Raw genomic sequence first — 16,453 nt, forward strand, 5'->3', positions numbered from 1 at the left:
TTCAGGAAATGCCAGCCCTATTGCCGGGCGCCTTCATTCACTGACCGGAGTCGCTTTTCCCGGCCCGGGAAGGAACCGGGTGGTGCCGGCGCCGCCGTGCCGGCCGCCTGCGCGGTGCGGGACTGGAGCCGGATCACGGTCAGCACCCCGGCCAGCACGGCGGCGAAGCCGACCACCTGGGTCAGCGGCGGCCACTGCCCACGGGCGGCGTAGACGTAGCCGAACCCGGCCATCATCTCCACGCTGATCAGCATGCCGGCCGCCGTCGGTGGAAGCCGGCCGGAGGCCACGTTCCACAGCGCCGTGCCACCCCAGGAGACCAGCACGCCGAGCACGATCGAGGCCCCGACCAGCCCACCGAGGTGCAGTTCCCCGCCGCCGGTCCCGCCGAGCTGACCGGTGACCAGGGCCAGCGGCACCGCCAGCAGGGCGACCGCGCCGGTGCCCAGCCCGATCACCGTGGACCAGCCGGTGTGCGGGACCTCGGGGTGCCGGTCGAGGAACCGGGCATTGGCGATCGCGTACCAGGTCCAGAGCCCGACCGCGCTGAACGCGGCGAGCAGCCCGAGCGCCTTCACCCCCGCCGACGAGGCGCCGGCCGGGGCCGCCTGCTGCAACTCCACCACGTTCACGACCAGCAGACCCAGCAGGACCAGGGCGATCGGCACCACCAACCGTCGCCACGGATAGCTCGGGGCGAGCAGGTTGCCGACCACCGCGATGGTGACCGGCATGCAGCCGATGACGATGCCGGTGACCGGGGCGCCCACCGCCTGCACGCCGAGCACCATCAGCAGGTAGTAGCCGACGTTACCGGTCACCGCGAACGTCAACGCCGCCCGCCAGTGCTGCCGGGCCTGCCGCCGCAGGGCGGCCCCCGCCATCGCGAAGATCAGCAGCGCCACCAGGCCGTACGCGAGGTAGCGCCCCATCGTGATGGTCACCGCCGACCAGCCCCGGAGCAGCTCGGGTAACAGGAAGGCCAACCCCCACAGCAGCCCGGCGGTGACCCCGGCGGTGACCCCGGTGAACGTCGCGTTCCGGTGGCGGTTCGGCATCGGCTTCCTTCCAGGACCCGGGCACGGGGAGGTGGTGCGGGTGGAACTGTCGGAGCGCCGGTCGGCACCCCCTCCCGGGGCGTACCGTCCGCGCAGCGCGACCGGTCCGCTACCGCCGGCAACACGATAGGGCAGAACCATCAGGTGGTGCATGCGTGCGCGCCGCGCGGGTGGCGGGCGTCCGGGGCGGTGCGGGAGACCGGCGGCCTCAGCCGTCGTCCGGTGCGGCGCCGTCGTCCGGTGCGCCCGGCGCATCGAGGGTGTTCGACGGCCGGAGCACCCCGGCCAGCAGCCCGGTCAGCTCCGGTGACGGCAGGAAGGCCGAGTTCCACACCGCCGTGTGCCGCATCCCGGCCGCCACCGGCAGGTCCTGGGTGTGCTCACAGACCGCCTTGATCCCCGCCACCACCTGCGGCGGGTTGGCCGCGATCAGCGCGGCGACCCCGACCGCATGGTCGAACAGGTCCGGGGCGGAGTCCCGTACCCGGGTCACCAGACCCAGGGCGTGCGCCTCGGTGGCGGGTACGTCCCGCCCGGTCAGCGCCAGCTCCCGGGTGGCGCCGGCCCCGATCAGCCGGGGCAGCCGTTGCAGCGCCCCCAGGTCGGCGATCACCCCGATGCGTACCTCCCGCAGCGAGAAGTACGCATCCGCCGAGGCAACCCGGATGTCACACGCCGCCGCCAGCTCCAGGGCGGCGCCGACGCAGGCGCCGTGCACCGCCGCCACGAACGGCAGGCGGCTCCGGGTGATCGCGACCAACGCGTCCTGCATGCCGAGCGCCTCGTCGAGCAGCCGGGCCCGGAAGGCCGGATGCCCCTCCCCGGCGCGCCGCATCCGCTGGTAGTGGACCAGGTACCAGCGCAGGTCGAGACCGACCGAGAAGCAGTCCCCGGCGCCCCGCAGCACCACCGCGCGTACCGACGGGTCGGCGTCCAGGGAGGTGACCAGGCCGGGCAGGTCCGACCAGACCCCGGCCCCCATCGCGTTGCCGGCCGCCGTACCCGACATCGTCACCACCGCCACCCCGGACGGCGGATCGTGCCGCACGGTGAACGGCGCCGTCACCGCGTCTCCTCCGCCCGGTCCAGCCCGTGGTAACCCCGCCGGTGGAACAGCAACGGCGTGCCGTCCCCCACCTGGTGCCACACCGGCAGGCCGACCAGCAGGACGTGGTCCCCGCAGGCCATCCGCTGCCGTACCCGGCACACCGCCGCCGCCACCACGTCGGACAGCACCGGAACCCCGTGCCGGAGGTGGTGCCCGACCCCGGCGAACCGGTCCCGCGCCGGACCGGCGGCGAACCGCCGGCACAGCTCCCGCTGGTCGGCGGCGAGCACGTTGACGCCGAAGACCTCCCGCCGCTCCACCGCCGCCAGCGTGCGGCTCGCCCGGTCGAGCGCCACGACCAGCAGCGGCGGAGCCAGCGACACCGACATCATCGCGTTGACGGTGCACCCCACCGGCTGCCCGTCGTCGACGCTGGTGACCACGGTGACCCCGGTCGGCCAGTGGCTCATGAACGAACGGAACTCCTCCTGCACAGACTGCGGTCGCACGACCGTACCCTCCTTCCGGACCTGGTCGTCCCCGTCGGACGGACCACGTCGCCTACACGTCGCTGGACACCGGTTGGGTCGGCAGGTGGGCCAGCGACGCCGCGATGGCGGCGTCCGGCACGATGTCGTCGGCGATCTCGCCGTCGAGGTACGAGCGGTAGGCGCCCATGTCGAAGATGCCGTGCCCGCTGAGCGCGAAGAGGATGGTGGCCGGTTCCCCACGCTCGTCGGCCCTCGCCGCCTCCACCACCGCCCCGTGCACGGCGTGCGCGCTCTCCGGCGCCGGGACGATCCCCTCGCAGCGGGTGAACAGGGTCGCCGAGGAGAAGATCTCCCGCTGCTGGTAGGCGGCGGCCTCGATCAGTCCCCGGTCGTACAACGCGCTGACCACCTTCGCGGTGGCGTGGTACCGCAGGCCACCGGCGTGCATGGCGGGCGGGGTGAACCGGTGCCCCAGGGTGTACATCTTCTGCAGCGCGGTCCGTTCCGAGCTGTCGGTGTAGTCGTAGGCGTACCGGCCCCGGGTGAGCTTCGGACAGGCCGCCGGCTCCACGGACAGGCAGCGCACCGCACGCTCGCCGCGCAGCGCCGACCCGAGGAAGGGGAAGGCGAGGCCACCGAAGTTGCTGCCCGCACCGAGCCCGGCCACCACCACGTCCGGCCAGACGTCCCGCTCCGCCAACTGCGCCCGGGCCTCCAGGCCGATCACCGTCTGGTGCAGCAGCGAGTACGTCTCCCCGCTGCCCGCGCAGAACCGGGTACCCGGTGTCCGGGTCTCCTCCACCGCCTCGGCGAGCGCGACGGAGAGCGTGCCGCCGTGGTCACCGGCGGCGAGGAACCGGCGCCCCACCCCGGTCCGGTCGCTGGGACTGGCCGTCACCTGCGCACCCAGCAGCTCCATCATGGTGCGCCGGTACGGCTTGCCGGTCATGCTGCTGCGCACCATGTAGACGTGGCACTCCAGGCCGAACATCTGGCAGGCGGCGGCGACGGCGGTACCCCACTGGCCCGCCCCGGTGGCCACCGCCAGACGGGTCGCCCCCGCCTTCCGGTAGTAGTACGCCTGGGCGACGGCGGTGTTCAGTTTGTGGCTGCCGGTGAGGTTCCCGCCCTCGTACTTGAAGTAGATCCGCGACCGGGTGCCGAGCGCCCGTTCCAGGTTGGTGGCCCGGCGTAGCGGGGTGTCGCGCCACTGGGCGTACCGCTCGCGGACCTCCGCCGGGATCGGCACCCACGGCTCGCGGGACATCTCCTGACGGACCAGGCTCAGCGGCACCTGCGGGTCGATCCCACCGGCCCGGTCCCCGGCCGGCAGGTCGGGCTGCACGTCCGGCGGCAGCGCGAAGTCGAGGTCGGCCAGGATGTTGTACCAGGCATCCGGGATGTTCACCATCGTTCCTCCCCAAGGTCGACGCCCCGGTCGAGCAGGGTGAGTGCCCCGTTCGCCAGCAGCAGCCGGTCGTTTCCGTAGTTGAGGCTGGCCGAGCGCAGGTCACGGAAGACCCGTTCCAGGGCCAACGGGGCGTCCCGCAGGTAGCCGTGCCGCAGCCCGGTCAGCTCGACCAGCGTGTCCACCACGGCGAAACTGCGTTCGGCGGCGTGGACCTTCAACCCGTTGAGGCGCAGCTGCACCGCCGGTGCCGTCAGGTCCCCGGCGTCCCGTACGTCCCGCAGGCACCGGGCGAGCAGCGCGGCCGTCGTGTCGAGGTCCAGCCGGACCCGGGCCAGGCGTACCCGCAGCAGGTCCGAGCGGATGTCGAACTGCCGACGACCGGCGTTGCTGCGCAGCAGGTGCAGCACCGTGCCGTACGCCGCCCGGGCCGCCCCCAGCCAGCAGGCGGACCAGGCCAGGTGCCCGACCGGGGCGAACGTCGACACCGCCACCGTCCGGAACCCGCCCGGTGCGCCGACCAGGTTGGCCAGGGGCACGGTGCCGGTCAGCCGGAGCGCACCGCTGTGCGTACCCCGCATGCCCATCGGGTTCCACGACCCGCTGGCCCGGACGTCGAGCGCGGTCCGGTCGGCGTAGACCAGGGAGACCGCGCTGCGCGGGGCCTGCGGGCCGTCCCGCATCGTGATCAGGAAACCGTCGGCGTGCCGCCCACCGGTGACGATCGGCGCGTCCCGCTCGACGCGCAGCAGGTCACCGTCGCGGTGCAGGGCCGCCTCGGCGGTCAGCAGGTGACCGCCCTTGCCCCGCTCGGAGGTGACCGAGGCGAGGTAGACCTCTCCGGCGGCGACCCGGGGCAGCAGCTCCGCGCGCAGTTCCGGGGTCGCGTACGCCACCAGGGCGGCGACCTGCTGACCGTGCATCGCCCAGATCATCGCGGTGGAGAGGCAGTCGGCGGCGAGGTCCGCCGCGACCCGGACCAGGTCGGTGAGGTCACCGCCGAGGCCGCCGTACCGGGCGGGTACCAGCAGTCCCAGCAGGCCGCTCTCCCGCAGCGCGGTCAGCCCGGCCACCGGGAATGCGGCGGAGGCGTCCACGGCCCGGGCCTGGTTCCGCAGTACCGGCCGGACGGCGGCCACCCGGGACCGCAGGTCGTCGAGCCCACCGGCGGCGGGCCGGGGTACGGCGGTGGCCGTCACGACGGACTCGACGTGGGCTCGCTCCGGACCCGGTCGACGACCGCGCCGAGGGACCGGGCGGTGGCGAAGGTGTCCCCGGTGAGCGTGTCGTCGGGGAGTGCCACGCCCAACTCGTCCTCGATGTCGAAGACCAGTTCCACCGCCTCCATCGAGTCCAGGCCGAGGTCGGTCAGGGGCGCGGTGGGGTCCAGCGGGGTCTCCGCCGGCAGGTTCCGCAGGCGGCGGCGCAGCACCGCCTCGAACGCCGGATCGATGCCCTGGTCGGTCATGGTCGGGTCCCTTCGTCGGTGGGTTCTGCCGGAGTGCTCTCCGGTACCGGGTGGCGGGTCAGGTGCAGCCGGCCGGCGTCGACCACGACGTCCCCGTCGTGGACCACCTCCACCGGCGCGGGATGGCCGAGGAAGGCGAGCAGGCTGGCGGTGAGGCCGTACGCGCCGACGTTCGGCACCGTCACGTACTGCCCGACCCGGACCGGCGGCAGCGGTACCGCCCGGGCGAGCGAGTCGAGCGGGGTGCAGAGCGGACCGACCACCGAGGTACGTGCCGTCGCACCGGCATCGCCGGCCGGGGCGGGCACCGGACCGGGGTCGACCGGCTGCACGGTCGGTACCAGCGGGGGGAGCCGGCGCAGCCCGGCCATCCCGCCGAGGTGGTTGATCCCGGCGTCCAGGACGGTGAACGTCTCGCCCTTGGAGTCCTTGCGGTCCAGCACCGTGCAGACCAGCGTGCCGCAGTCGCCCACCAGGTACCGGCCGGACTCGAAGGAGACCCGGGGTGCCTTGTCCCGCCACCCGGGCAGTTCCCGGTCGAGCAGGTCGGCCAGCCGCCCGGCCAGGGTCGGGAAGCGGGGCCGGTCACCGGCCCGGGCGTACGGCGCACCGAAACCGCCGCCCAGGTCGATCTCGTCGAGGTCACCGAGGACCGCCGTCAGGTGCCGGGCCACCGTGACGGCCACCCCGAACTGGCGCAGCAGCACCTCCTCGTCCGGCAGGTTCGTGCCCATGTACAGGTGCAGGCCGGTGATCCGGGCGTACCGGTGACCGGTGAACACCCCCGGTGCGGCGGTCACCCAGCCGGCGTCCGCCCCGAACTGCGACGGCGTACCGGTCATCGACAGGCCCATGCCGGGTACCCCGACGTCGGCGTTCACCCGGAGCAGACAGTCCACCGGGGTGCCGTACCGCCCGGCCGCCCGGTCGACGCGGGCGATGTCCACCGGCGAGTCCACCGAGAACCGGCGTACCCCGCAGTCGAGCGCGTACCCGATGGTCTGTCCGGTCTTGGCCGGTCCGGTCAGCAGGATCCGCTCCGGGGCGACCCCGGCGACGACCGCCGCCGCCACCTCCCCGGACGAGGTGACCTCCGCGTGGCAGCCCCGCGCGGCCAGCGCCGCCACCAGGGCCGGGTGCGGGTTCGCCTTGAGCGAGTAGTACAGCGTGGACGGCTGCGGCAGGGCCCGGTGCAGGTCGTCGTGCGCCCGGCGCAGGGCCGCCAGGTCGTAGCCGTAGAGCGGAGTGCCGTACCGGCCGGCGAGGGCGTCGGGGGTCATCGGACGTGGTCCCAGCCGTCGCGCAGCGCCCGCCGGTCCACCTTGCCGTTGACGTTCAGCGGCAGGGCCGGCACGACCCGGCACTCGGCCGGCATCTTCGGCTCCTCCAGCCGGTCGGCGAGTTCCTTGCGCAGCCGTTCGGGGGTGAGGTCGCCGGTGACGGCGAGCCGCGACCCGTGCCCGTCGTCCGGGGGGAGCGCGGCGGCCAGTTCCACCCCGGGTACGTCCATCGCGGCCCCCTCGATCTCGGTGGTGCTGACCCGGACGCCCCGCTGCTTGAAGATGTCGTCGTCCCGGCCGACGAAGTACAGGTAGCCGTCGGTGTCGAGCCGGCACCGGTCACCGGTGTGCAGTACCGGCTGGCCGAACGGGTCGGTCCGGAACCGTCGGGCCGTCAGCTCGGGTGCGTTCCAGTACCCGGCCATCACGTGCGGCCCGCGTACCACGAGTTCACCGGTCTCGCCGGGCGGCAGCGGCGTACCGTCCGGGCCGACGATCCGGACCTCGGTGTCCGGCAGCGGCCGGCCCACCGAGCCGGGCCGGGTCAGGTAGAGGTTGGGTTCGGCGACGGAGATGCGCTTGCACTCGGTCAGCCCGAACATGGCCACCACGTCGACCTGTGGCAGCAGCGCCCGCAGCCGGGCGCTCACCGCGTCGGTCAGCGCCGCGCCGGTGTTGGTGACCAGGCGGAGCCGCTCCGGACGGCGGTCGGCGCGGGCGGTCAGCCGGCACAGCGTCACGGCCAGACTGGGGACCAGCGGCAGCACGGTGACCCGCTGGTCGACCAGGCGGCCCAGCAACGGCGGCCCGGCGTCGGTCTGGTCGCCCAGGACCAGCCGGGCCCCCGCGAGGCAGGCCAGGAAGACCTGGTAGAGCCCGTAGTCGAAGGAGAGCGGCAGGCAGCAGAAGACCACGTCGTCGGCCCGGTACCCGAGCCGGGCCTGGATGGCCCGGGCGGCGAAGAGCACCTGCCGGTGGGTCGACACCACCGCCTTCGGCAGCGCGGTGCTGCCGGAGGTGTAGATCAGCGACACCGGGTCGACGGAGAGGCAGGGCGCGGCGTCCGGCAGCGTCCCCGGTCCCGCCGCGCCGGCCGGTCCCGCCGCGTCCGGTGCTGCCACGTCCGGGGCCGGGGCCGGGTCCCACACCGCCTCGTCGAGCCCGGCCACCGGTGGCGGGTCGCCGTCACCGCCCAGCGTGGTCACGAGTGGTGCCGCGCGCGGGGTGGCGACCACCACCCGGGGCGTACAGTCGGCCAGTACGTGCCGCAGGTGGAACGGCCGGATCTGGTCGCTGAGCAGGACGTACAGCGCGCCGAGCCGGGACGCGGCGAAGAGCAGCGGTACCGCCCCGGCGTCGTTGCCGGCGAGGATCAGCACCCGGTCGCCGCGCCGGACACCCCGCCCGCGCAGCCACCGGGCGGCGGCCCGGGACCGGTCGGCGAGCTGCCGGTACGACAGTGACCGGTCGCCCTGGGTCAGGGCCACCGCGTCGGGGGTACGGGCGGCCCGCCCGTCGAGCAGGTCGTGCAGGAGCGTGCCGGTCATCGGGTACCTCCGGTGGTGGTCGGGCCGGCCAGCGCCCGGCCGACGAGGTCGGTCAGCGTGTCGAGGGACTCGAAGACCTCCGGTCCGATCTCGTCCGGGTCCACCTCGACGTCGAAGTCGGACTCCAACCGGTCCAGCACGGTCACCACCGCGACGGAGTCGAAGCCGGGCAGGTCGAACAGGGAGACGGCGGCGGTGACCGAGTCGACCGGTACGGCCAGCACCCCGCCCACCGTCGCGGCGACCCGGTCGCGAAGGGCGGTCACGACTGTGCTCCCGGTACGGCCAGCAGGTCGGCGAGCCGGGCCCGGGCGATCTTGCCGGTGCTGGTCCGGGGCAGCGCGGAGACCACCCGGACGGCACCGGGCACCATGTACCCGGGCAGCCGTTCCCGGCAGTGCCGCAGCAGCTCGGCGACCAGCTCCGCGTCGGGTGCCCGGTCGTCGGCGGGGACCACGAGCGCGGACAGCCGGTGGGTCAGCTCCGGGTCCGGTTCGGCCACCACCGCCACCTCGGCCACCGCCGGATGGCCGCCGATGCGGGCCTCGATCTCACCCAGCTCCACCCGGTACCCCCGGGTCTTGACCAGGCCGTCGCGCCGCCCGAGCAGGTGCAGCACCCCGTCGTCGTCGCGCCGGGCGTGGTCCCCGGTCCGGTAGAACCGCCGGGTGCCGCTCTCGGTGCACAGCTCCACCTTGCTGCGCGCGGTCAGGTCCGGGCGGCCGAGGTATCCCGGGGTGACACAGTCACCGGCCACCACGATCTCGCCCTCGCCGGGGGCGTGTTCGGAGGCGGTGCCGTCGTCGGCCAGCAGGGCCAGGGTCACCCCGTCCACCGGCCGGCCGAGCGGCACCCGGTCGTCCGGGGGGCCGGTGACCCGCCACCGGGTCACCACGTTCGTCTCGATCGGCCCGTACAGGTTCTCCACGGTGGCCTGCGGGACGGCCGCCATCAGGGCGGCGAGCGCGTGCGGCCGGAACTCCTCCCCGGCGTAGAGCAGCCGCCGCAGCGCGGGCAGGCCGTCGCGGCGCAGTCCGGACCGGTTGAGCAGCGCGGTGAGCGCGGACGGTACGGCGTACAGGTGGCTGATCCGGCGTCCGGTCAGGAACCGCTGCAACGCCTGCGGGAACAGGGCGGTGCGCTCCGGTACCAGGTGCAGGGTGGCACCCCCGGCGAGCCCCACGTACAGGTCGTACACCGGCAGGTCGAAGTGCAGCGGCGCGTGTACCGCCACCTGGTCGCCGACGGCCAGTGGCAACGCCCGGCGGGCCCAGCGGACGAAGGCCGCCGCGTTGCGGTGGGTGATCACCACCCCCTTCGGGTCCCCGGTCGAGCCGGAGGTGTACAGCACGTACGCCTCGTCGTCCGGGCAGAGGCGGGCGGGCACGCCCGCACCGGCACCGGTACCGGCTCCCGACCGGGGATCGACGGCCGGGTCGAGCACCGGCAGGTCGACCCGGTCGGCGGCGGCGTCGGCGGGATCGGCCAGCATGAGTTCGCAGGCCGCCTGGTCGAGGATGAAGTCCCGCCGTTGCCGGGGCGCGGCGGGATCCACCGGCACGTACGACATACCGGCGTGCAGCGTGGCCAGCATGGCGACCACCGTCTCCGGCGCCTTGCGGCTGACGACCGCCACCCGGCCACCCGGGTTGACCCGGTCGCGGAGCGTACCGGCGAGCGCGTGCACCGCCCGGAGCAGTTCCCGGTAGGTGACCGGCGGGCCGGTGCCGGCGGCGACAGCGACCGTGGTCGGGTACCGCCGGGCGGCCTCCTCGACGGCTTCGTGGACGAAGGTCAGCACCTCGGTTCTCCCTCCTCAAGGGACCGGGCCAGGGCGGTCTCCGCCGCGACCACGGCCTGCACCGTGGTGAGCGCCGAACCGGGGGCCCGCCGCCCGGACCGGACCCGGCGGGCCGCCAGGTAGGTGGCTTCGGCGGCCCGTCGCCAGCCGGCCGCGATCTCGCCGTCGAACCGGTCGGCCAGGGCCGCCGCGCGGGTGCCGGCGGGCCGGTCGGCCAGCCAGCGGGCGTGCAGGCCCCGGTCGCGGGCCAGCAGCCAGGTCTGCACCGTGAGGTTGGCCAGTTCGGCGCGGCCCAGGCTGCGGTGGGCGTCCAGGAAGGTGGCGTACGTCCCCTGCCCGGCGGCCCGGAGCACGGCCGCCGCGTTCGCGGCGACCTGCTGGTCCGGGTCCGGGGTGGCGTCCACTGCGGACTCCTGGACGAGGGTGGCCCACCGGCCGTCGCTCAGGGCGGCTCGCAGGTCCGCCAGCGGCAGCCGGGTGGCCAGCGGTGTGGCGCGCCCCCACTCGGTGGCGTTGTCGTACGGGTCGACCACGTGCGCGACCGGCCCGCCGCCGGTGTCGTCGGCGCCGATGCCCTCCAGCACGAAGCCGTGGTCCATGTGCTCGTGTCCGTGGTAGGGCAGCCACGGCAGGTGGTAGGCGTCGCCGACCAGGAGTACCGGGTCACCCGCGTGCAGGGCCCGTCGCCACTGGTCGGCCCACTGTCCGGGCGGGCCGGCCGGCCGCCACCGGGGGCGCAGGCCGGTCCGGCGGGCCAGCAGGTCGTCCTGGTCGGCGGCGGGCAGCTCGACCTGCGGTAGACCGACGACCGGCCGGCGCAGGACGAACCGCCAGTCCCGGGCGAACGGGTCCCGCAGGTCGTCGACCCCCCGGGCGGCCAGCAGCAGCGCGATGTCGTCGGACACGCAGTCCAGCAGGGCGCCGTCGACCCGCCGGAGCTGGTCCGCGCAGGGCACGAAGGCCCCGGGTGGCGGTCTGCGCACGGTCTGTCTCCCCTTCTGCCGGTGAACGGGTCCCAGCGTGTGACCGGACCGGTACGCCGGACAACGCGATGGTCTCTTGCTGCCATGACGGCCCACGGCAGCAAGATGCCAATCGATTGATCGGGTGCCCCGGCTGTCCTTTTCTGGACGTCGACCGCCTGCGTCGGACCCCGACCACGGGCCCGACGTCGACCGCCTGCTCAGGACACGCCCGTGCCGGGCGTCGACCGGCGGTCGTACCGCCCGCCACCCCCGCGCCCCGAGGGACATCGCATGAATGACCCGGCCATCGACCAGCTCCTCTCCGCCGCCCGCGCCGCCCTGCGCGCGGCCCCACCGGTCGGCGACGAGGCGTACCTGCGTTTCGCCCGCAGCGTGGGCGCCCTGGTGCGGCACCGGTGGTCGGAGATCGTGCGGGCCAACGAGGTGGACCTGGCCGCCGGGCACGGTCGGGGCCTGCCGGAGCCGCTGCTGCACCGGATGCGGCTCACCGGAGCGCACCGCGACCGGGTGGCGGAACTCGCCGGCACGGTCCAACGGGAACTGGTCGCGGCGACCCGCCCCGGTCCGGTGTTCCAGGGCCTCGGCGGCGCCACCGCCCGGCAGGTGCCCCGGCCGCTCGGCGTCGTGCTGATGATCTACGAGGCCCGGCCGACCGTGACGGTCGACGGCACGCTGCTGCCGGTCTGCGCGGGCAACGCGGTGCTGCTCCGTGGCGGTACGGAGATCGCCGCCACCAACGCCGCCCTCGGCGCCGTGTTCGACACCGCGTTGGCCGAATCCGGACTCCCGGCGGGTCTGGTGCAGGTCCTGACCGACGTGGACCGGGCCGGCCTGCGGCACCTGCTGCGCCGCGACGACGCGATCGACGTGCTCATCCCGCGGGGCAGCCCGAGCCTGGTCGACGCCTGCCGGATCAGCTCCCGGATCCCGATGATCGTCGGCGGCGGCGGGGTCAACCACCAGTACGTGCACCGCTCGGCCGACCCGGACCTCGCGGTCCGGCTGGTACTCGACGGCAAACTGCCCGAACCGGAGGGCTGCACCGCGCTGGAGATGGTGCTCCTCGACGACGCGGTGGCCGACGCCTTCCTCGACCGGCTGGCCCGGCGGGTCGCCGAGCCGGACGTGGCCCGGCTCGCGCTGCGGGTGGACACCACGCTCGCCGACCGGCTGCCGGCCGGGCTGCGGGCCGGCCTGGACGTGCGACCCCTGACCGACGCCGACGACGGCCGGGAGTTCCTGGACACCACCCTGGCGGTGCGGACGGTGTCCGGCCTGGAGCAGGCGGTCGCGCACATCGACCGGTACGGCTCCGGGCACACCGAGGGGATCGTCACCGGTGACCCCCGGGTGGCCGACGAGTTCTGCCGGCGGGTCGACGCGGCGGCCCTGGTGGTCAACGGGTCGGTACGCCTGCACGACGGGCCCACCCTGGGGCTGGGCACCGAGATCGTGATCGCCACCGGCCGGCTGCACGTGCGTGGCCCGGTGACCCTGCGCTCCCTGACGACCCGGAGCTGGCGGGTGGAGGGAAACGGCGTGACCCGGTTCCGGGCCGCCTGAACAACCCGTGTCGAAGTCGAACCGGGCAACCCGTGTCGAGTCGGACCGGGCAACCGGTGCCGAACCGGCGACCCGTGTCGAACCCCGTACCGAGGAGTGGTGATGTCGACCGTGCAACCAGAAGCAGCGACCGGGGCGACCGGCGACCGGGTCCTGGCCGCCGTGAAACGGGTGGTGGTCCGGGAGTCCCGGCTGTCCCTGGACCCGGCCACCGTCCCCGACGACGAGCCGCTGGACGGCCGGCTGCTCCGGGTCACCTCACTCGGCCTGCTCGGCATGCTCATCCGGCTGGAGGACGACCTCGACGCCACCCTGCCCGACGACATCTTCGCCGGTCGGGAGATCCACACCGTGGCCGACCTGGCCGACCTGGTCCGGGCGGCCACCCAGGCCGGGCCGTCGTGACCGGGTCGGCCGGTACCCGCACCCCGGTCGGGGAACTGAGCTGCTACACCGCCAACCTGGCCCGGTACCTGGGCGGGTACCTGCCCGACGCGCCGGGACACCTGGCCCGGACGGTCCGGCTCGCGGTCCGCCCCGCCGGACCGGGGCAGGAGTGCCCCGGGTTCTCCCACCACGCGGTGGCGCTCTGCGACCTCGGCGCCGGGCGGCACCTGGCGTACCGGGGCACCGACGACCCCGACGGGTTCCGCACCCGGCTCGGCGACGAGATCGCCGGGTACGGCGCGGCGCTCGTGGTCACCCACACCGGGGCGATGCCGTGGTCACCGGCCCGGCCGGAGCAGAGCGCACCGCACTTCACCCTGGTCACCGACCGGCAGGGGGACCGGTGGCGGGTGGTCGACACGTTCGGCGCGCTGCTGCCGGCCGGGCCGCAGGAACCGTACGACGGGTGGCTCACCGACGGGCAGCTCGTCGACTGTGCCACCGCACCCGGGCCGCTGCGCCCGGAGCACCGCTCGCGGCTGGCCCTCGCGTTCGGGCTGCCCGTGCCGGTGCCGGCCGGGCGGTACCGGTGGCTCGCCGTGGTGGCGGCGGACCGGCCGGCCGCCCCACCGCCGGGCCCGCCGGGCTGGCTGACCGGGACGGCCGAGGTCCGGCACCACCTGCGGGACCTGTGGACCGGGCCGGCCGCCGACCCCGCCCACCTGGCCCGGATCGTCGACGACCTGTGGGCCGCCGCCCGGCACCACGCGTTCCGTTACACCCACCTGATGCGCCGGCCCGGACTCGCCGACCGGGACCGGGAGCGGCTCGCCGCCGCCGTCCGGGCCTGGCAGGACGTACCGATGGCGCTGCGGTTCGCCGTCGACTCGGCGCTGCGGGGCCGGCCCCGACCGGCCGTGGTGCACACCACCTTCGCGCAGCTGGACCGGGCCGAGGAACCGGTCACCGGGCTGCTCGCCACGCACGGCTACCTGCCGGAGCCGGCACCCGATCCCGGCGGCCCCGCCGCCGCAGCCGCGCCGGCCGGTCCCGCCGGTACCCCCAGCAGCGAGGAGGAACAGTGACGGACATCGGTACGCCGGTCCGGGCCGACCGGGCCGGCACCGTGACGATCGGCGGTGACCTGCCGGTCAACCGGCTCGGGTTCGGGTCCATGCAGCTACCCGGGCCGGGCATCTGGGCCGACCCACCGGACCGGGACGCGGCGGTCGCGGTCCTGCGCCGGGCGGTGGACCTCGGCGTGGACTTCATCGACACCGCCGACTCCTACGGCCCGTTCGTGGCCGAGGACCTGATCCGGGAGGCGCTGCACCCGTACCCGCCGGGCCTGGTCGTGGCGACCAAGGGCGGGCTGGTCCGCCGGGGACCGGTCACCCGGGACGAACTGTGGCCGGTGGTGGGCCGCCCGGAGTACCTGCGGCAGTGCGTGGAGATGAGCCTGCGCCGGCTGCGCCTGGACACCATCGACCTCTACCAGCTGCACCGGATCGACCCCCGGGTACCGGTGGAGGAGAGCCTCGGCGAACTGGCGGCCCTGCGCCAGGAGGGCAAGATCCGGCACATCGGGGTGTCCGAGGTGGACGTCGACACGCTGCGCCGCTGCCAGGCCGTCACCCCGATCGCCACCGTGCAGAACCGCTACCACCTGCGGCACCGGATGCACGACCCGGTGCTGCGGTACTGCACCGAGAACGGGCTGGTCTTCATCCCCTGGGACCCGCTGGCCTCCGGTGACCTGCTGCACCCCGACGGGCCGCTGGCCCGGTACGCGGCGACCCGGCCCGAGACGCCCGCCCAGGTGGCTCTCGGCTGGCTGCTGCACCGCTCCCCGGCGATGCTGGTGATCCCCGGCACCTCCTCGCTGACGCACCTCGCCGACAACGTCGCCGCCGCCGGGGTACGGCTGTCCGAACCGGACCTGCGGGCGCTGGACGACCTCGCCGCCGCCGCAACCGACTGACCGTCCGCAGCGGAGCACGACCTCCCGCCCGGGTCTGCGGTCCACAGCGGAGCCGGGCGGGAGTCGCCGAGGCCACACCCCCGCCGCGTTGACAGCGGGTGGACGGTACGGCAAGACTGGCCGGCACAACCGAATAGACGCGTGTGCGTGTGGGGGAAGTCCGGTCGAAGTCCGGCGCTGGCCCGCAACGGTAGGTCGTCGAGATGCCCGCATCCCGACGACGAGCCCGAATACCCGCCGTACGCGTGACCCGCTCCCTCACCCGTCGTGGCCCACGGGTCGGAGTCCTGGCCGACCCGTGCGTACCGCGCGGCCGGCCCGGTTCTGACGACCACCGGGCCGGAAAGGCGCTCCTGATGGTTGTCCGCCTGAGCCGGTACCGCCTGCTCACCCTGCTCTGCGGTGTACTCGCCGCCCTCACCCTGACCGGTCCCGCAGTGGCCGCCCCGGTCAGCACCACCACCACCACCACCGTCGACCGCCCGTCGGCCGCCGCCGGCTGGCTGGCCCGCCAGCTCGTCGACGGGGAACGCTTCGAGACCGTCTTCGACGGCGTGGCGTACCCCGACCAGGGGCTCACCCTGGACGCGGTGCTCGCCTTCGCCGCCGCCGGGGTGGCCGACGACTCCGGCGCCCGCGCCCTGGCCTGGGTGTCCCGGCCCGACGTCCGGGACGGCTACCTCGGCGACGGCGTCACCGAGGCGTACGCCGGTGCGACCGCGAAACTCGCCCTCGCCGTACAGGTCAGAGGCGCCGACCCGACCTCGGTCGGCGGGGTCGACCTGATCGCCCGGCTGCGCGGGCTCCAGGCCCCGTCGGGCCGGTTCACCGACCGCTCCGCGTGGGGCGACTACAGCAACACGTTCAGCCAGTCCTTCGCGCTGCTCGCCCTGGCCCGGACCCCGGCGGGCGTACCGGCGGACGCCGCCGGCTACCTGGCCGGCGTCCGCTGCGCCGACGGCGGGTTCCCGGTGGTACCCGAGCAGCCGGTCTGCGCCTCCGACGTGGACGCCACCGCGCTGGCGGTGCAGGCGCTGAAGGCCGCCGGCCGGTCGGCCGAGGCCGGTGCCGGGCTGCGCTGGCTGGTCTCGGTGCAGGGCACCGACGGTGGGTTCCGCAACTCCGGTGGGGTGGCCAACGCCAACAGCACTGGGCTGGCCGCCCAGGCACTCGCCGCCGGGGGCCGGACCCTGGCCTGGGCCCGGGCCCGGGGTTTCCTGGCCTCGCTCCAGGTCTGCTGCACGGGAGCGCCGGCCGACCGGGGCGCGGTCGACTACGACGGCGGCACCTTCGACCCGGCCACCGCCACCCGGGCCACCGCCCAGGCCGTCCTCGGTCTGGCCGGGGTCGGGTACGCGCAGCTGACCGCCGCCGGTGCCGTACCGGGCGCACCCGAACTGGTCTGCCCGTGACCACCCGGGGCACCTCCCCGACC

Annotated in this window: 16 protein-coding genes and 1 riboswitch; of the genes, 5 read left to right on the forward strand and 11 right to left on the reverse strand. The window is 74.9% G+C overall.

Annotated elements, in window-relative coordinates; genetic code table 11:
* Nucleotides 1-17: 17 nt before the first annotated feature.
* From GSF22_RS01180 to GSF22_RS01230, 11 genes are all read right to left on the reverse strand, one after another.
* Nucleotides 18-1,058, reverse strand: coding sequence for a DMT family transporter (locus tag GSF22_RS01180; RefSeq protein WP_208810779.1), 1,041 nt, complete (start codon nt 1,056-1,058; stop codon nt 18-20).
* A gap of 208 nt (nt 1,059-1,266) precedes the next feature.
* Nucleotides 1,267-2,124: an enoyl-CoA hydratase-related protein gene (locus GSF22_RS01185; protein ID WP_208810781.1), complete on the reverse strand. Its 858-nt coding sequence runs from the start codon at nt 2,122-2,124 to the stop codon at nt 1,267-1,269.
* Nucleotides 2,121-2,615: a flavin reductase family protein gene (locus tag GSF22_RS01190; protein ID WP_208810783.1), complete on the reverse strand. Its 495-nt coding sequence runs from the start codon at nt 2,613-2,615 to the stop codon at nt 2,121-2,123. Before GSF22_RS01190 ends, GSF22_RS01185 begins: the two co-directional genes overlap by 4 nt.
* A 52-nt stretch (nt 2,616-2,667) precedes the next feature.
* A complete protein-coding gene (locus GSF22_RS01195) occupies nt 2,668-4,008 on the reverse strand; it encodes a TrpB-like pyridoxal phosphate-dependent enzyme (protein WP_208810784.1) in 1,341 nt (446 codons plus the stop codon).
* Nucleotides 4,002-5,204, reverse strand: a complete 1,203-nt coding sequence (locus GSF22_RS01200; RefSeq protein WP_307803667.1) for an acyl-CoA dehydrogenase family protein — start codon at nt 5,202-5,204, stop codon at nt 4,002-4,004. The genes GSF22_RS01195 and GSF22_RS01200 overlap by 7 nt, the downstream gene beginning before the upstream one ends.
* Entirely contained in the window at nt 5,201-5,473 is a 273-nt protein-coding gene (locus GSF22_RS01205) for an acyl carrier protein (RefSeq protein WP_208810786.1), read from the reverse strand. Before GSF22_RS01205 ends, GSF22_RS01200 begins: the two co-directional genes overlap by 4 nt.
* Nucleotides 5,470-6,753: a type III PLP-dependent enzyme gene (locus GSF22_RS01210; protein WP_208810788.1), complete on the reverse strand. Its 1,284-nt coding sequence runs from the start codon at nt 6,751-6,753 to the stop codon at nt 5,470-5,472. Before GSF22_RS01210 ends, GSF22_RS01205 begins: the two co-directional genes overlap by 4 nt.
* The gene (locus GSF22_RS01215; protein WP_208810790.1) at nt 6,750-8,300 is read right to left on the reverse strand and encodes a class I adenylate-forming enzyme family protein; all 1,551 of its coding nucleotides are present in this window, start codon (nt 8,298-8,300) and stop codon (nt 6,750-6,752) included. The genes GSF22_RS01210 and GSF22_RS01215 overlap by 4 nt, the downstream gene beginning before the upstream one ends.
* The gene (locus GSF22_RS01220) at nt 8,297-8,566 is read right to left on the reverse strand and encodes an acyl carrier protein (RefSeq protein ID WP_208810792.1); all 270 of its coding nucleotides are present in this window, start codon (nt 8,564-8,566) and stop codon (nt 8,297-8,299) included. Before GSF22_RS01220 ends, GSF22_RS01215 begins: the two co-directional genes overlap by 4 nt.
* Nucleotides 8,563-10,101, reverse strand: a complete 1,539-nt coding sequence (locus tag GSF22_RS01225; protein ID WP_208810794.1) for an amino acid adenylation domain-containing protein — start codon at nt 10,099-10,101, stop codon at nt 8,563-8,565. The genes GSF22_RS01220 and GSF22_RS01225 overlap by 4 nt, the downstream gene beginning before the upstream one ends.
* On the reverse strand, nt 10,095-11,084 hold the full coding sequence (locus GSF22_RS01230; RefSeq protein ID WP_208810796.1) for a BtrH N-terminal domain-containing protein: 990 nt from the start codon (nt 11,082-11,084) through the stop codon (nt 10,095-10,097). Before GSF22_RS01230 ends, GSF22_RS01225 begins: the two co-directional genes overlap by 7 nt.
* A 273-nt stretch (nt 11,085-11,357) precedes the next feature.
* Here GSF22_RS01230 and GSF22_RS01235 point away from each other — a divergent pair, with 273 nt between their 5' ends.
* The 5 genes from GSF22_RS01235 to GSF22_RS01255 all read left to right on the forward strand — a co-directional run bounded on the left by GSF22_RS01235 (nt 11,358) and on the right by GSF22_RS01255 (nt 16,430).
* A complete protein-coding gene (locus GSF22_RS01235) occupies nt 11,358-12,650 on the forward strand; it encodes a glutamate-5-semialdehyde dehydrogenase (protein WP_208810799.1) in 1,293 nt (430 codons plus the stop codon).
* Between the two features lie 102 nt (nt 12,651-12,752).
* Entirely contained in the window at nt 12,753-13,055 is a 303-nt protein-coding gene (locus tag GSF22_RS01240) for an acyl carrier protein (protein ID WP_208810801.1), read from the forward strand.
* Complete coding sequence (locus tag GSF22_RS01245) at nt 13,052-14,122, forward strand: hypothetical protein (protein ID WP_208810803.1); 1,071 nt, start codon at nt 13,052-13,054, stop codon at nt 14,120-14,122. Before GSF22_RS01240 ends, GSF22_RS01245 begins: the two co-directional genes overlap by 4 nt.
* Nucleotides 14,119-15,018 carry an aldo/keto reductase gene (locus tag GSF22_RS01250; RefSeq protein ID WP_307803668.1) on the forward strand — a complete coding sequence of 300 codons (900 nt, stop codon included), beginning with the start codon at nt 14,119-14,121 and terminating at the stop codon, nt 15,016-15,018. Before GSF22_RS01245 ends, GSF22_RS01250 begins: the two co-directional genes overlap by 4 nt.
* An 86-nt stretch (nt 15,019-15,104) precedes the next feature.
* Nucleotides 15,105-15,274: riboswitch (cobalamin riboswitch) on the forward strand.
* Between the two features lie 100 nt (nt 15,275-15,374).
* Nucleotides 15,375-16,430 carry a peptidase gene (locus tag GSF22_RS01255; RefSeq protein WP_208810804.1) on the forward strand — a complete coding sequence of 352 codons (1,056 nt, stop codon included), beginning with the start codon at nt 15,375-15,377 and terminating at the stop codon, nt 16,428-16,430.
* Nucleotides 16,431-16,453 lie beyond the last annotated feature (23 nt).

Source organism: Micromonospora echinofusca (assembly GCF_017614955.1).
Taxonomy (GTDB): Bacteria; Actinomycetota; Actinomycetes; order Mycobacteriales; family Micromonosporaceae; genus Micromonospora; species Micromonospora echinofusca_A.

What these genes read in the sequence shown, in the direction of transcription:
- GSF22_RS01255 (WP_208810804.1), top strand. Translation starts at nt 15,375, where the DNA reads ATGGTTGTCCGCCTGAGCCGGTACCGCCTGCTCACCCTGCTCTGCGGT.
- GSF22_RS01240 (WP_208810801.1), top strand. Translation starts at nt 12,753, where the DNA reads ATGTCGACCGTGCAACCAGAAGCAGCGACCGGGGCGACCGGCGACCGG.
- GSF22_RS01210 (WP_208810788.1), bottom strand. Translation starts at nt 6,753, where the DNA reads ATGACCCCCGACGCCCTCGCCGGCCGGTACGGCACTCCGCTCTACGGC.
- GSF22_RS01235 (WP_208810799.1), top strand. Translation starts at nt 11,358, where the DNA reads ATGAATGACCCGGCCATCGACCAGCTCCTCTCCGCCGCCCGCGCCGCC.
- GSF22_RS01205 (WP_208810786.1), bottom strand. Translation starts at nt 5,473, where the DNA reads ATGACCGACCAGGGCATCGATCCGGCGTTCGAGGCGGTGCTGCGCCGC.
- GSF22_RS01180 (WP_208810779.1), bottom strand. Translation starts at nt 1,058, where the DNA reads ATGCCGAACCGCCACCGGAACGCGACGTTCACCGGGGTCACCGCCGGG.
- GSF22_RS01215 (WP_208810790.1), bottom strand. Translation starts at nt 8,300, where the DNA reads ATGACCGGCACGCTCCTGCACGACCTGCTCGACGGGCGGGCCGCCCGT.
- GSF22_RS01195 (WP_208810784.1), bottom strand. Translation starts at nt 4,008, where the DNA reads ATGGTGAACATCCCGGATGCCTGGTACAACATCCTGGCCGACCTCGAC.